The following is a 14,818-nucleotide window of genomic DNA, read 5'->3' as shown; positions in this document are numbered from 1 at the left end:
CACATGTTCTATGTTATACTTGATAAAAGTATATTGTACGCAATTTACTTTTATCAGGATTATAAATAACTAATGAGGTGGATTTCGTTGAAAGTTGCTAACAAGATTATCATTATGGCTAGTATTTCTCTGATTGTTGTAACGCTTATCATTTGTTCTGTTTTCTATTCTCAGAGCAGGAAAGCCGCTATCAGCTCTGGAGAAGAAAAGGCCCAGGTCGTTATCCAAGCCTTTGACTCGACTTTATCCGGAAAGGAATCGGCAGCGGAGCTTCAAGCTTCACTGGATAAACTTAAGTCGGCTGACCTTGAAATTGTAGATTTTAATATTTACAGCCTGGATAGCCAGCCCAAAGCGATAGCTTCCATGGATGCGGCAGAAATTGGCAAACCTGCCGATAAGGAAGACATTGAGGCAGCTAAGGAGAACCGCACGGTAACCCTATTGGATAAGAATATTGTGGATGTTACTACTCCTTTACATACGGACGGAAAAACTACATATGTTGCCGGTGTTCAGTTCGACATTGCAGATGAACTGGAGGCTTCCGTAGATTTAGTGTATTACATCATCATAGTATCTTTAATTTTGCTCGTTCTGGTGATGCTGGTTTTTTGGCTCTTGGTCCGCCGGTTTTTCACCAAACCTCTAGGTGTCTTTGTACGGTTCTCTGAGCAAATAGCTGCCGGTGACCTCCGCGCGGATATTGAAGTACTTAATAACAGCCGCAAGGATGAGATCGGTATTTTATCCCGTTCCTTTTACCAAATGGTCTTTAATCTGAAGCACACGCTGGAACAAATTTCACGTTCATCCAGCCGGTTAGCGGATAACGCCAACCAGATATCACTAATCTCCATTATGGCAAGCAGAACAGAGAAAAGCATCGCCGCTTCCCTTGATGAGATCGCGAAGAACTCCAAGGAACAATCTGCTTCCATTATAGAGAGCTCCTTGGGCATCGATGAAGTGGCCAAGGGCATCGAGCAGATCTCCATGAGCACTGAGGATGTCGCCCATGCATCAGCATCCTCTCTCGCACAGGCTGAGCAGGGGCGGGTAATCATTCATGAAACGCAGCAAATGATCGAGAATCTTGTTCTCGATTCCAGTGAATCCGTAGCAGTTATTGAACGTCTGGGGGAAAAAACGAAAGAAATTGATGGAATTATTGAGCTCATCTCACAGATAGCATCCCAAACAAATCTGCTAGCCTTGAACGCATCCATAGAAGCAGCCCGTGCGGGCGAACAAGGAAAAGGCTTCGCTGTTGTGGCAAATGAAGTGAAGAAGCTTGCGGAGAAATCCAAAACTGCTTCTGACCAAGTATCCGCAATGATCCGCTCCATTCAGGGCGAAACAGAGGCCGTCGTACTTCAGATTAACCTTAGCTCGGAAAAAACGGCACAGGGCTTAAATGTTGTCCAAAAAGCTGGCAAAGCGTTTGAGCATATTACAGAAAAGGTAGATTCGGTTAACAGCCAGATCATCAATGTTTCTGCCATAGTTGAAGAGATCTCCTCCAGCTCCGAAGAGATCGCAGCTACGATCCAGCTCATTTCCAATAACGCAGAGCTGTCCAGCGGAAAAGCTGCGCATGCGGCACAAGCCACCGTCAGATCTATGTCGGCGATGCAGGAAATGATGGATTCCACCCGTAGCCTGACCCAATTAGCAGAGGAGTTGGATAATCTGGTCAACCAATTCCAATTAGAGGTACAGGCAGCAGCTGACCCTGAAACAGATACGGATTCCAATGAGGAACCGGATGTGGCATAGCAGGACAAATTCATATGCTGCACCAACCAACCGGCCCGAAGCAGGAATTACTCCTGCTTGCGGGCCGGTTGGTGGTTTACATCGATAGGCTATTCGATTTATTTCTGCGCGTCAATACCACATATAGGTAAATTCCATACAGCAAATATAGAATATTCAGCAGGGACACTATCAGAATTTCCTGATCCAAATTTTCATTACTGACCATGGCAAGTGCATCATAGATAAAATGAAAAACGATTAAGGGAATAATATTGTCCGTAGTTTCTATTAAGAGCGCCAGAATAAAGCCCAGCAGCAGCGCATTGATAACCTGAAGAATAATATGTATAATTTCGGTTCCGTTTAGCGCATTGGCCATATGCAGAATGCCAAAAAACACGGAAGAAAAAACAATATAAAATACTGGCCCTTTGTGACGAAGCTTCTCCCGGATGATTCCCCGGAAAATCGTTTCCTCTGTAAATCCGACAAAAACCGTTAACAGCAGAATACTCACGATCTCGATTCCCGAAAGTTTGAGATTGATTCCACTCATTGCCGGTTGAAGCAGCGCGATGATCAGCAATGGAATGTAATACAGCGCCTGCTTGTCCTTCGCCCCCATTCGTTTTTGGAATCCATAGCTGCCAAATGGCTGCTTACTCCTGGTCATATACACCGTGATGATCACGGCCATGAGCAAAAAGGCGCAAGCCTGGGCAAACCGGATTCCCTTGTCGTCAAGCTCCATAATGCTTGCAGCAGCTGATGCAACGGATACCAACAGGGTCAGCAAAATGCCAAGCATAAGTGAAAATAAAACCGGATTTCCTTTATTTACGTTGTGTTCTTTCATAGCTCGTCTCCTTTATTAATCATTTACAGTTTTCATTGGCCTACCAGGTCAATAATGGATTTATTGTAATACTTTCCTTAAAAATTTTCTATTCATAAAAAGTAAAGTATCAGGCGATTCCCCTGTTTCTTTACTTTACTTAGTGTTGTTCTGCTGCAATGTTGAAGTCGGTCTCATGCCCATCCTGGGTGGTAAGATAAACCTTCCATTCTCCGGAAATTCCGCTGCCATCAGCCATGTGGAAGGTTCTTGTTATGGATTGTCCCGCTTTCACATCCACAAATCCATACTCATGCGAGCCACGGGTTACATTTACGATAATGATGCCCGAACTGCCGTTGTTGATAATCCGTATATTTAATTCCTCACCACATTCAGGGACAGTAGTGAAAAAGTTCTTGAAGCCCCCATTTCCCCGCTCTCTACTATCTCTAATAAAATAAACACCATCTTGCGAAAGTGTATCGCCTTGACTGACCATCTCCAACGCCTCACCTGCAGTTTCCCTTAATCCGGTTTTTGCTGATATATCAGCGGTCACAGTATTCGCTGGAATCCCTTCAGTTTCTACCGTTTCTTTGGGGGTGTCCGCCGGTTCCTTGGCAAACAATAATGCAAGCAGAATGGCAATGGCGGCAGTCATTACAATGACATAGTTGCGGAACCATTTTTTACGCATAGGATTAGTGGCTTCCGGCATGTTGAATGCTCCTTTCTGAATTTTCAGCGGATTCTAAGCTCCAATAATACTGGATCTGGTACCAGAAGAAGGGCATCCAGCCTTATTAGAGAAATTGTTGTTTACCACAAAGCACAACTTCAAAATAAAGGATATATCCCACTATTATGGCATCCCCTACCTGCCCATCGTCAAGTTTATTTTGTCGCTCTACTTGAGACACCCCAGGTTCTTTGGCTTTCACCTGCTCATATTCTACTGAATCAAGCTGCAAATGACCAAAAATTGCAGAGCAGCGGTCCTCCAAGTACTGGAGAATCGCTGCTCTTTGGATTCTATGGTTTCTAGTTAGTTTAATTGGAACAGATTCCATTTTTGCGCGTTCGTGCCATTGTCATCCCAAATTTGAACGTTGGTTCCATTTTCAGTACCAGCAGCATTGACATCCAGAGCTTTTCCGCTATTGCTGGCAATCAATTTGTAAGCACTTCCAACTTTAACAATGCTCCACTTCTGATTGGAACCGCCGCCATAACTCCATAATTGCACATTCGATCCATTGGCAGTCCCCATCTCAGCTACATCCAGACCTGTATTGCTATTGGCGTTAATAACCTTATACAAGCCTCCGCCAACATCGGTGATTATCCACTGTTGAGCGCCCGTTCCGTTATCATCCCAGATCTGTACATTTGTGCCGTTTGCAGTACCTGCTGCAGCTGCGTCCAGTGCTTTACCGCTGCCTACGTTAACCATTTTGTAGGTTTTACCAGAAACGATTCCATCACTTGGAGGCGTTTCTGACTTTATCTGATCTCTGACAAATTTACCGGATGCCGTCAACTGCCCGTCAGACCATCCTCCATAAGGGCTTGCGCCAGGCGCCAATGCAGCAGAGGCTTCCGTTTTATCACATAACGACCAGTTGGTCCAACTCAGTTTTCTGTCTTTCATAAAATCCGTCCATACTTTAGATTCGGCAAGGAAAGGACCGCCGTCTCCGGAAGCGTCACTCGTTCCCCACTCTGTGACGAATACGGCTATACCTTTACTCCTCGCATAATCAATACGATCTCTCAGCCATGCACCATGGGTTCCAGCATAGAAATGAGTTGTGTACATAATGTTGCTTTGGGCGATGGGGTTGTTGGCGGCATCCTGTACATCCTGGCTCCATGTTCCGGTTCCTACGATAATGATTCCATTCGTATCAATGGATCGGATGACCGGAATCATTTCCTCTGCATAGGGCTTAATGTGGCCGTTCCACGTAGCATACCCGTTAGGCTCATTGGCAATTTCATAGATCACATTCGGATAATCCTTATACAAATTGGCCATTTCTGCAAAAAAACCTTTTGCCTGTTGTTTATAAATATTCGGATCCTTTTCACCCAGCACATGCCAATCGATAATCACATAGATTCCCAAATCAATTGCGGCCTGTACAGCTTCTTTCACCTTGTTTTTTTGCGAAGGATCATTAATGTAGCCGCCATCTTGCGTATACATAGCTACCCGAAATATAGTTATACCCCAATTGTCTCTCATCCATTTCATGCTATCATAATTCACATACTGGCCAAACCATTGCACACCATGGGAACTCATCCCCTTTAATTGGATCGCTTCTCCCGCCTGATTCACTAACTGGTTCCCGGAAACTCGCAGTTGGCCATTTTGGGCTACGACCGAATTAGCTTCGGCATTCACCTTTTGCGGGGGGACGAAAGATACGGTCATGAAGGTGATAATTAATGCACAAAAAACCGCAATCATTTTTTTGAACATATAAAGCTACCTCCTCAAATGGTTTGCTTCACATTTCCGTGCGCTATTTTCCGAGAATATCCCCCCTTCACTAAACTTGTAAATCTATGGGGTAAGTCTTGGTGTTTCATTTATGATGTAAAAGGTGAAGTGACCAGCTTAAGGGATGGTAGTTATCTAATCGTAGGGTGTAGCTAATAGGAATTATGGAGGTGCATTTGCATATGGAGGCAGTTAGATCATTAGATCTAAGAAGATTTATCGTTCAAGGCGGATTTGATTAAGAAACATAACAGATGGTGTATTCTCATGAAACCACATACATAGTAAAAGCTTACATATTATGTTATACTATACAATTATCGAACGCTTTTTTCAACCCAAAAAATCATATTTTCCAAAAAAACTTGAACACTGATGTTGTCTATTTGTATTAACAAGTCCTACAGCTCGCCGGTAATCCTAAAGTTCAGTCATCTGCCAGTACTTTACTGTAACGCAGTATTGAGAATAGAGAGACAGGCATGATATAATCTCTTAAGCCATTTAAGAGAATTTAGCCCCTTAAGACATAAGGGTTCAGGAGGGTCATATCATCACGAACAGTCACATTCGCATTGTGAAAGTATCCGCAGAAATAGAAAAGGACGAATATGAGATCAAGGTCAGCCATTGGCGGCTGCTTTTGGAGACAAGTCGTTATTATGAGATCAAGCCGGAGAATGGGCCGGTGAAAAGAATCTATAAAGAGAAGCTCAACACCGTTGTTGATGAAACCAAATCCTATACAAATGGCATTATGACATGTTCGGCATTTTGCATCGAAGAGCAAGTGGGCGAAATGCATATTAAGATTCTGCAAAGTCTTCAATCCAAGGTTAACACCTATATGAATGAGCTGCAGCTCAACCAAAGAGCGATCGAACATCTTAGTTCAGGCCCCCCTGCAAAGTCGCTTTTACCGGAGTTATGAACTAGTTAGAGCATTTAATTCAATAATAGCCGGAAGGACTTCACAGCATTGGGCTGTGTCCTTCCGGCTATTTGTTGTATAGGTCTGTTGAATTAATGACTTACCAGGTAAGCAGCATCCAAAATGAGGGCAACCCGGCCATTTCCAAGAATCGTTGCTCCTGAGAGATGGTTCATGGTTCCGAGATACGCTCCCAGCGACTTAATGACAACTTCCTGGTTGCCAATAATCTCATCCACAGCAAAAGCGGCAATCTTGTCAACAGATCTGACAATGACGAGCGGAATGGTCTTGGAGCTGCGCTCCGCCCGGGGATAATGCAATTTGTCTCTCAGCCAGGAGAGCGGGACAATCCGCCCATGGTTAAGTATTGCCTGCTCACCTTGCACAATTTGAATCTCTTCTGGTGCAATACGCACAATTTCCGCGACATTATACATCGGCAGAATCAGCACGCGTCCAGAGACTTTGACCAGAAGACCCTTAATAATGGCCAGTGTAAGCGGGAGACGGATAGTAAAAACAGTACCTTGTCCCGGTTCAGTTTGGATATCAACAATGCCATTCAGCCGTCCAATCTGACTGCGTACGATATCCATCCCGACCCCCCTGCCGGACACCTCACTCACCTCAGAAGCCGTCGAAAATCCGGGTTCAAAAATCAGATGAACCGCTTCTTGGGTTGATAAGTAACTCGCCTGCTCTTCGGATATGATCCCTTTGCCAAGAGCCAAAGCCTTGATCTTACCAGCATCGATCCCTTGTCCATCATCTTCCAGACGGATCACTACATGATTCTCTTCATGAAAAGAAGTTAAAGTGATTCTTCCCTTCGCCGCCTTCCCTCCGGCCTCCCGGACCTCTGGGCTCTCAATCCCGTGGTCCGCACTGTTACGGATCAGGTGGATCAAGGGATCACTCAGCTCCTCGATAATCATCCGGTCGAGTTCCGTTTCTCCGCCCTGGATCACCAGTTCAATATCCTTGCCCAGCTTCTGGGCTAAATCCCGAACCAGACGGGGGAATCGGCTGAACAGCTGATCGATCGGCAGCATCCGTGTCTTCATGACCCCTTCTTGCAGCTCCTTGATAATACTGCCCATATGATCGGATACACTTCCAATATCGGGCAGAACTCTGCCCGGATCGGAACGTTGACCGGCAGCACTCAAATCGGCTAAAGAGGTCTGCTCAATCAGCAGTTCACCGACCAGATTCATCAGGTGATCCAGACGCTCCACGTTGACCCTGACCGTTGGATGGGAAGCTTTCCCCCGTTCATCCGGCTTTGGGTTCCCCTGCTGTACAGGTGCCTCCGGAGCATGAACTAAGCTGTCCGTTCTGGACCATTTCAGCTCAAATGGAGCAATATGCATACTCTTCACATCAGAATCGACACCAAGCTGGTCCTGAATCTGTTGCCGCTCCTTCAAGGTAGCAACCACCACGGTAAACTGGCCATGCCGTTCGTCTTCATCCGCTCCCGGAGCAGCCGCTTTATGAAGAGAGACGGCAATAACAGTTCCACACACCTCTTCAATACGCTGCACCAGGATAAAATGTCTTGCAGCCTTCATCAGACAATCTTCCATCAGATTGACGCTTACAGCGAGCAGATGCTGTCCTGAGCCAGCTGCTTCCTCCGCCTGAAGCATTTCTGATGCGTTCAGAACCAGGGGCATGCTCCGTTCTGGTTCTGAACGCATGCTGATCAGGGACTTGATCTCGGACACCATACTGCTGCAATCTGTGTAATTACTTCCACTGATATACTCGGTGCGCAGCAGCTTCATTACATCCAGCGCCCGAAACAAGGTGTCAATCAGTTGGGAACTGATCTCCGGCTTCTTTTCCCGAACCCAATCCAGGATATATTCGACTTCATGGGTCAAGTCACTCATTTCCTTGAAGCCCATAGTGGATGAAGACCCTTTGATTGTATGTGCAGCTCGGAAAATCGTCTGGATCAGCTCCGGGGATGGGGTATGCTCCAATACCAGAAGCGACTGATCTATCCGTTCCAATTGGTCGTTCAGCTCTTCAATGAAAATATCGCGGTAGGCAGACAGCTCCATCATCATCTATTGTTCTCCTCCCTAACCGCCCAATACTTCCTCGAGCTTCAAAATACCGATCAGTTGGTCCTCACGTTGGCCAATGCCCAGGAATACGCCTTCACGGCTTCGGCCTTGTCCACTTGATGGGGGATGTACCTCTCCATAGGTGGTTACCTTATTCACTTTATCCACGATTAGACCTACAAATTCTTCCCGGAAACGGACCACCACAATTCTTGTGGCCCGTGTATAAGCCTCATCGGACATCCCCAGTAAATTTCGCAGACTCATTACGCAGACTACCTTGCCGCGAAGATTGACTACACCCTTTACTTCATTCCGGCTGAAAGGAATGTCGGTAATGCTGAGCATTTTGATAATTTCATGCACTTCTTCAATGCGAATGGCGCAGGTTTCCAGACCAACAGCCAGCTCTATATATTGTTCCTTCTGCAGTGTGGACATGAATACACCTTCAGTCTGTAGATTAGTGGGTTCTGAACGCACCCGCAGAGTGGGCAAGCTCCTCAGCGAGCTGGGCCAACGCCTGGCAGGTTGCTGCTGTCTCCTCCGAGGCAGCGGCAGACTCTTCACTAGAGGCCGCTATGGATTCAACCGAATTCATTACTTCGGCTGCTTGAGCCGATTCCTCTTCACAGGCTGCCGCTATTTCATTAACTTTGAGCGATGAGGTGTTGACCATGCTGATAATTTGCTCAAAGGCCTGGCTGGTCATCGAAGATTGCTCAACACTTTCGGCAACAGCCCGGACACTTTGCTTGGTGTTCTCTTGCATAGCTTTGATGATTTTTGTAATTTCCTTGGTAGCATCACTGCTTCGTTCTGCCAGTTTCCGTACTTCATCTGCTACTACTGCAAAGCCCCGGCCTTGTTCTCCGGCACGAGCCGCTTCAATGGCAGCGTTCAGAGCGAGGAGATTGGTCTGTTCGGCAATATCGTCAATGACCTCAATAATATCGCCGATTTTGCGGCTATCCTCTTCGAGCTGTGTCATCTGGTGATTCACGGCTTGCATGCCCTGAAGCGACGATTCTACCACGTAACCGCCTTCACGTGCTGTAATGACCGTTTGATTGGACAGCTCTGCGGCTTCCTCCGCACTTACCGCTACAGAGTTAATTGCCAGGGAGAGTTCTTTGAACAGCTCGGTAATACTTGCCGATGCCACGGACTGGGTAGTGCTGGTACTGGCAATTTCTTGTGTGCTCGCTGAGATTTCTTCGGAAGAGGCAGCGACGCTCTGCGAATTCATCACAATCCCGTTAATCAGCTCTTTGAGATTATCAACCATCCGGTTCAGTGCACTGGCCAATTGTCCGACTTCGTCCTTGGTAGAAATGTCTGAACGCTGAGTCAGATTCCCCTTTGCCACTTCGGAAGCCAGTCCAAGCATATTCAAGAGAGGCTTAGAAATGGAGCGGGCTATGGCGTAACCAATGAGAATACTTAGAATTACTGAGACTACTATGATTACGATGGTCAAGTTCAATGATGAAGCATAGGCCGATTGGGAGTCGGTATTCGTTTGATCTGCGAGTTGCACGTTCGTTTCAATCAGACCATTCAAATTTGTAACAACCATTTCTCCTTGCTGTGCTATTTGCGGCTTAAAAGCATTAAAATCAGTTGGATCTTTCTGCTCCGCTAAAATCATTCCTTGGTTAAACAATTTCATGTAATTCGTATATTGTTCATCAAAATCACGCAGCAAATCTTGTTCTTTCTGTGTAGTAGCAAGCGGCCGGTAGTTATCCATATACTTGTCAATTTCCTGGGTTGTGGTTTTGATTTTCTCCTTGTAGTCCGAAACTTCAGCATCTCCTGTTGCGGTACTCATATCCCTCAAAAATACTCTGATAGTCTGGTATTTAATCTGGGCAGCCGATAAATCCCGGACCGATATCAGATTGTTGCTATACAGCTCTTTTATGTTACCGTTGGCGCCGCGCAGCGTGAAGATCGAGAACACGCCTAGTCCCGCAAGTATCAAAGATACAATCAAAAATGAAGAGATGATTTTTGTTGCAGTTTTCAAATTACCATACCATTTCATTAGAATCCCCCCACAGATTAACATCTTAGTGTCTGGTCTGAAGGTCATGCATTCTTCTTGCACTCCCCCTGCATGACCTCTGAACAGCTTAGCTATATTTCGACATATTCTGCGGAATTATGAATAGCAATTTTCTGACAATGGTTAAATATGCTTATTTTTTTCGTTCACTTTATTGCGTATATACACAAAAGGCATTTGATTCCTGTCAACCTGCAGCACACCCTTGACAATATGTGCAAATAAGTTATAAATAGACATAATTATGAAGAAACTAATTCTCCGAATCTTCCGAAGAAAAGAGGGCAGACGATTGACAACAAAAGTAACCTTGGCAGAAAAAATGGTGTTTTCCGGCGGATTGCTGGGCCAAAATATGCTTTACAGCTTTATGTCGATGTACATTTTATTCTTTTATACGGACTTACTTGGCATTCCCGCAACGACAGCCAGTGTCATCTTGGTCACTGCAAGTATTTTCGACGCTTGCCTGGACCCGGTGATGGGGATGATCACAGACAAAACACATTCCAGGTGGGGGAAATTCAGGCCTTATTTGCTGTTTGCTCCGTTCCTGATCGCTGCCGCTACCGTGCTGTGCTTCATGGATTTCGGTACTTCCTCCACCCTGACCGTAGCCCTAGCAACGGTTTCTTATTTGCTGTGGGGAATGTTATACACGGTCTGCGACACCCCGCTTTGGGCGTTATCCTCTGTCATTTCCAAAGATCCTGCGGAACGGACACTGGTCGTAACGCTGGGCAAAATCGGCGGAACCCTAGGTACAGTCATAATCACCATAGGCGGCATACAGCTCCTGCTTGCCTTCGGCGGTGAAAGAAGCACCGGAGCCTATCTCTACTCTGCAATCATCGTATCGGTCATTGCTGCGCTGGCTATTTGGCTGACTGGAATCCTTTCCAAAGAAAGAGTGGCCCCATCGGCTGAACGGATTCCCTTCCGCAAAAATCTGCAAACCATATATAAAAACAAACCTCTCCTCACTCTGCTGGCTTCACTGCTGATTATCAATCTCGTAACCGGCATCAGACAGAGCATTCAACTCTACTATGTGGTTTATGTCTGGGGAGATGCCAGCTATGGGACACAGGTCGGAATCAGCCTGGTGGTCGGTATGCTGCTGGGTATGACCGCAACGCCCAAGCTATTGGGTGCCTTTTCCAAGAAAAGTGTATTTATCTCCTCATGCATCCTGGGCAGCCTCTCCTGTGTGGTTCCATATCTGTTCGGTGATCAGAATGTTCTGTTTACGCTAGTGTTCTTTGGGATCAGCTTCTTTTTCTCAGGTATAAGCATAATTGTCAGCACCTCGATGCTGCTGGATACGATTGATTATTCAGAGTGGAAGCTGGGCTTTCGGGGGGAAGGAATTGTATTCTCTACGAATACCTTTATCACCAAATTCAGCGGAGCAGTGTCCAGGCTGATTATCGGGGCAAGTCTTGGGCTTCTGAATTACGTGGAGAATCAGCCTGCTACACCTGGGCTTCAGCAGGGTCTGAGCTTTGTGATGTTTTTACTGCCCGCTATTTGTTTCCTTGGGGCCATAATTCCGATTCTGTTCTATTCGATAAGCGATAAGCAGCGGACACAGATTCTGATTGATTTGGAGAACCACAGGGCAATGTAGTCAGAACAGCCTAATTTCCATACCCATACTTTTAGCAAAAGAAGGAGCGATTCAAAATGGATTCATCCATCCTCTACAGCCTTATGGCTCCTCCCGATCTTACGGATTGCCGGAGAATATTGTGTATTCAGCCCCATCCCGACGATAATGAAGTCGGCATGGGCGGAACGATTGCCGCTCTAGCGGAAAAGGGTTGTGAGGTTCATTACTTAACAGTGACGAATGGAGATTTGGGAAGTGGTGACGGTCTGTTGTCCCATGCCGAGATCGCCCGAGTCCGCTCGCAGGAGCTTGAAGCGGCGGGACGTTCGCTTGGAGCCACGGTGTTCCACCAATTGCCGCATGGAGACGGCACACTTGAGCATATTCCGGCTCTGGCGGCAGAGATTGCCGAAATCATCCGTACCATTCAGCCGGATGCGGTATTCTGTCCCGATCCGTGGCTTCCCTATGAAGCCCACTATGATCATATTGTCACCGGACGGGCGGCCGCCCAGGCTTTTCTGTCCTCGGGACTGCCGCTGTATCCCCGAGGAACCCGCACACAGCCCTGGCAGCCGAAAGCAATCGGATTTTATTTAACGGCTGAACCCAATACCGTGATCGATGTTACCCGCTTCTTCGACCGCAAGTTCGCTGCCATGGCCCTGCATAGCAGCCAGTTCAGTGAGGATACGCTGGCACTTTACTCTTTGTATTTCAAGAAGAAGGGGCTAGAACTGGCAGAAGGAAAGGATTTTGAGCTCGGGGAAGGACTTAAGGTGCTGTCTCCGCTTCATCTGCATTGTTTCGTGGATGCCGGACAGGTGTAGGCTGTCTTTTTCAATACCATTTACCGCACAAAAAAGGCACCCTCCCACGGAGTTGTGCCTTTTTTCCTAATCTTGTGCTTGACGCATAATCGAAATTTATCGATGTGACAGCCGGTAATACGGCAGCGTCAGTGACGGTTTGAATCCCAGTTTCTGTGCGAGATAGTACGACCCTTGATTCTCCAGGCGGCAAGCCCACACCGGTTCCAATGGATGGTCAAGACAATAATCGATCAATGCCGAACTTACGGTAAATGCATATCCCCTGCCCCGGAAGGCTTCCGCAGTCTCAATTCCAATTTCCAGCTGGCCACCTGCCGAGCAGGACGCAAACGCCGTAGAAGCAGTCTCGTCCCCCTCCATAATACTGAAGCCGACTCCTTCGGCAAGGAAATGCTCCTCATCACGCCAAAAGTACTTGGGGACCACTGAGCCGGTCAGAGTTGCAAACTGCTCTTTTCCCGTTCGTACAAGGGCTGCATCCTGCTTAAAGAACTGTGCTCTGGCAGCAAAATAAGCTTCACGGTCTAATCTGAAGTTCACTCTGGTATTTCTCTGAATTAGCCGATGATCGTCCTGTTCAATCATCCCGCCCCTTACCTGTAATTCACTATTATGTACAGCCGCTAACGCATCGATCCATTCACTCCATTCACCGGCCGGGTCTCCCTGCAGCCATTCCGCATACAGACGGATTCCCTCTCTGTCCAATATGTAATCAGACAGCCCGCGATTAAAGCTGCTATTCGAGGAATCACCATAAACCAATGACATCCCGTATGGATGAACGACATAGAACGCTCGCGGTATATCTTTGCTGTCGGCATAGACTTTGCCCGGAATTCGCTGCTCCAGCACAGCTCTCGCAAAGAGTGTGTTTATTTTCACCTGATCCAGCGCCGGCAAACCCTTGTAATAGTCTTGAACCTCCAATTCAATCATCTTCCAGCTCCTCCCTATAGATTGGTAATTTCCCTCAGTATACTATGTTCTGATTAAAAAACACCCTTAACCCCATATATCGTATGTTATAATACATTGATCCTCAATATACTTGATTTACGATATCATCTGAAAGGAAATAAGCGATGATTATTCCATCTCCGGAAGTGAATTTTACAGCTTCACCTTTTTATAATCCCATTCTTAAAAATGTGGTCATTCTCGCCACCGGCGGTACGATTGCCGGCAGTGGCGAAGCGCATAAAACCTTAAATTACGAGCCCGGTGCTCTGCCGATACAGGATTTGCTGGACAGTGTTCCCCATCTGGAACGGGTAGCGAATTGTGCGGGGGTGCAGGTCAGCAATCTGTGCAGCGCGGATATTACCAGCGAACACTGGCTGACCTTGGCCACTCTAATCAACACACTTGCACTTCGTGAAGATGTTCATGGGTTTGTCATCACACATGGTACGGATACCCTGGATGAAACCTCCTATTTTCTGAATCTGGTAATCAAAACCGATAAACCGGTCGTAATTACCGGCTCCATGCGTCCAGCTACGGCGATCAGTGCGGATGGCCCGCTGAATCTGTATCAGTCGGTGGCCTTGGCGGCCAACCCGGAGGCTTCCGGTCAGGGAGTCATGGTGGTTTTTGCTGAAGGGATTTACAGCGGCCGGGATGTGCAGAAGGTCAACACCTTTAAGGCCAATGCCTTCGATGAGCGGGATTTCGGGTGTCTAGGCTATATGCGGGACAGCCAGGCTTTTTTCTATACGAGATCGCTCAAAAAACATACTACCGCCGCCCAGTTTGACGTATCAACATTGGTTGAACTGCCGGAGGTGTCCGTGGCCTACTTCCATGTGGATGCCAATCCGGGCATTCTGGATTATCTGGCTACCATCTCCAAAGGCATTATTATTGCCGGAGCCGGCGGAGGCATCTACAGCAAGCCCTGGATCGATAAGGTCGGTGAGCTCAAAAACAACAATATTCCTGTCGTCAGATGCTCGCGGATATCCAGCGGCATTACACTGAAGGATTCCTATATCGACCTGTCCGCCAATTCGATTCCCTGCAACAGTCTGGTACCGCAGAAGGCACGGATTCTGTTGTCGCTGGCGTTGACCCAAACAACGGGTTACGAGGAAATCGCTGCAATGTTCAACGAATACTAAGCTATAATTACAAAACAATTAGTCCAACAGCCCGTGAATGCTCACGGGCTGTTTTTTAT

At 46.8% G+C, this 14,818-nt stretch carries 13 protein-coding genes; 5 read left to right on the top strand and 8 right to left on the bottom strand.

From position 1 onward, the window contains the following. Nucleotides 1-87 precede the first annotated feature (87 nt). A complete protein-coding gene (locus tag A3842_RS10970; RefSeq protein ID WP_074101419.1) occupies nucleotides 88-1,779 on the top strand; it encodes a methyl-accepting chemotaxis protein in 1,692 nt (563 codons plus the stop codon). 76 nt (nucleotides 1,780-1,855) lie between these two features. Here the strand turns inward: A3842_RS10970 and A3842_RS10965 are convergent, their stop codons facing one another. From A3842_RS10965 to A3842_RS10955, 4 genes are all read right to left on the bottom strand, one after another. Next, complete coding sequence (locus tag A3842_RS10965) at nucleotides 1,856-2,617, bottom strand: CPBP family intramembrane glutamic endopeptidase (protein ID WP_074101418.1); 762 nt, start codon at nucleotides 2,615-2,617, stop codon at nucleotides 1,856-1,858. 139 nt (nucleotides 2,618-2,756) lie between these two features. Continuing rightward, entirely contained in the window at nucleotides 2,757-3,317 is a 561-nt protein-coding gene (locus A3842_RS10960; RefSeq protein WP_074101417.1) for a hypothetical protein, read from the bottom strand. An 85-nt stretch (nucleotides 3,318-3,402) separates the two neighbouring features. Beyond that, a complete protein-coding gene (locus tag A3842_RS31985) occupies nucleotides 3,403-3,540 on the bottom strand; it encodes a hypothetical protein (protein WP_218618675.1) in 138 nt (45 codons plus the stop codon). A gap of 104 nt (nucleotides 3,541-3,644) precedes the next feature. After that, nucleotides 3,645-5,087: a cellulase family glycosylhydrolase gene (locus tag A3842_RS10955; protein ID WP_074087008.1), complete on the bottom strand. Its 1,443-nt coding sequence runs from the start codon at nucleotides 5,085-5,087 to the stop codon at nucleotides 3,645-3,647. A gap of 598 nt (nucleotides 5,088-5,685) precedes the next feature. Here A3842_RS10955 and A3842_RS10950 point away from each other — a divergent pair. After that, nucleotides 5,686-6,039 (top strand): hypothetical protein, encoded by a 354-nt coding sequence (locus A3842_RS10950; protein ID WP_074087007.1) that lies wholly within the window; start codon nucleotides 5,686-5,688, stop codon nucleotides 6,037-6,039. 92 nt (nucleotides 6,040-6,131) lie between these two features. On the opposite strand, the gene A3842_RS10945 is transcribed toward A3842_RS10950, so the two are convergent. Genes A3842_RS10945 through A3842_RS10935 form a run of 3 tightly spaced genes read right to left on the bottom strand, consistent with a single transcriptional unit; the run spans nucleotide 6,132 to nucleotide 10,170 of the window. Beyond that, the gene (locus tag A3842_RS10945; RefSeq protein WP_256701657.1) at nucleotides 6,132-8,120 is read right to left on the bottom strand and encodes a chemotaxis protein CheA; all 1,989 of its coding nucleotides are present in this window, start codon (nucleotides 8,118-8,120) and stop codon (nucleotides 6,132-6,134) included. A gap of 15 nt (nucleotides 8,121-8,135) precedes the next feature. Next, nucleotides 8,136-8,561, bottom strand: a complete 426-nt coding sequence (locus A3842_RS10940) for a chemotaxis protein CheW (protein WP_074101416.1) — start codon at nucleotides 8,559-8,561, stop codon at nucleotides 8,136-8,138. A 22-nt stretch (nucleotides 8,562-8,583) separates the two neighbouring features. Next, a complete protein-coding gene (locus A3842_RS10935) occupies nucleotides 8,584-10,170 on the bottom strand; it encodes a methyl-accepting chemotaxis protein (RefSeq protein WP_074101415.1) in 1,587 nt (528 codons plus the stop codon). Between the two features lie 313 nt (nucleotides 10,171-10,483). Here A3842_RS10935 and A3842_RS10930 point away from each other — a divergent pair, with 313 nt between their 5' ends. Further along, complete coding sequence (locus A3842_RS10930; protein ID WP_074101414.1) at nucleotides 10,484-11,821, top strand: MFS transporter; 1,338 nt, start codon at nucleotides 10,484-10,486, stop codon at nucleotides 11,819-11,821. 56 nt (nucleotides 11,822-11,877) lie between these two features. Further along, the gene (locus A3842_RS10925) at nucleotides 11,878-12,633 is read left to right on the top strand and encodes a PIG-L deacetylase family protein (RefSeq protein ID WP_074101412.1); all 756 of its coding nucleotides are present in this window, start codon (nucleotides 11,878-11,880) and stop codon (nucleotides 12,631-12,633) included. Nucleotides 12,634-12,729: 96 nt separating this feature from the next. On the opposite strand, the gene A3842_RS10920 is transcribed toward A3842_RS10925, so the two are convergent. Then, on the bottom strand, nucleotides 12,730-13,575 hold the full coding sequence (locus A3842_RS10920) for a GNAT family N-acetyltransferase (protein ID WP_074101410.1): 846 nt from the start codon (nucleotides 13,573-13,575) through the stop codon (nucleotides 12,730-12,732). 146 nt (nucleotides 13,576-13,721) lie between these two features. Here A3842_RS10920 and A3842_RS10915 point away from each other — a divergent pair, with 146 nt between their 5' ends. Then, a complete protein-coding gene (locus A3842_RS10915) occupies nucleotides 13,722-14,759 on the top strand; it encodes an asparaginase (RefSeq protein ID WP_074087001.1) in 1,038 nt (345 codons plus the stop codon). The last annotated feature ends 59 nt before the right edge of the window (nucleotides 14,760-14,818 follow it).

The organism is Paenibacillus sp. P3E, from assembly GCF_001909045.1.
Lineage (GTDB): Bacteria > Bacillota > Bacilli > Paenibacillales > Paenibacillaceae > Paenibacillus_AQ > Paenibacillus_AQ helianthi.
Note: the sequence above shows the minus strand (reverse complement) of the source record. Positions and strands in the feature narration are given on the sequence as shown.

Excerpts from the sequence above, each read along its gene's own strand:
- A3842_RS10965 (WP_074101418.1), bottom strand. The coding sequence starts at position 2,617 with ATGAAAGAACACAACGTAAATAAAGGAAATCCGGTTTTATTTTCACTT.
- A3842_RS10960 (WP_074101417.1), bottom strand. The coding sequence starts at position 3,317 with ATGCCGGAAGCCACTAATCCTATGCGTAAAAAATGGTTCCGCAACTAT.
- A3842_RS10955 (WP_074087008.1), bottom strand. The coding sequence starts at position 5,087 with ATGTTCAAAAAAATGATTGCGGTTTTTTGTGCATTAATTATCACCTTC.
- A3842_RS10945 (WP_256701657.1), bottom strand. The coding sequence starts at position 8,120 with ATGATGATGGAGCTGTCTGCCTACCGCGATATTTTCATTGAAGAGCTG.
- A3842_RS10940 (WP_074101416.1), bottom strand. The coding sequence starts at position 8,561 with ATGTCCACACTGCAGAAGGAACAATATATAGAGCTGGCTGTTGGTCTG.
- A3842_RS10935 (WP_074101415.1), bottom strand. The coding sequence starts at position 10,170 with ATGAAATGGTATGGTAATTTGAAAACTGCAACAAAAATCATCTCTTCA.
- A3842_RS10925 (WP_074101412.1), top strand. The coding sequence starts at position 11,878 with ATGGATTCATCCATCCTCTACAGCCTTATGGCTCCTCCCGATCTTACG.
- A3842_RS10920 (WP_074101410.1), bottom strand. The coding sequence starts at position 13,575 with ATGATTGAATTGGAGGTTCAAGACTATTACAAGGGTTTGCCGGCGCTG.
- A3842_RS10915 (WP_074087001.1), top strand. The coding sequence starts at position 13,722 with ATGATTATTCCATCTCCGGAAGTGAATTTTACAGCTTCACCTTTTTAT.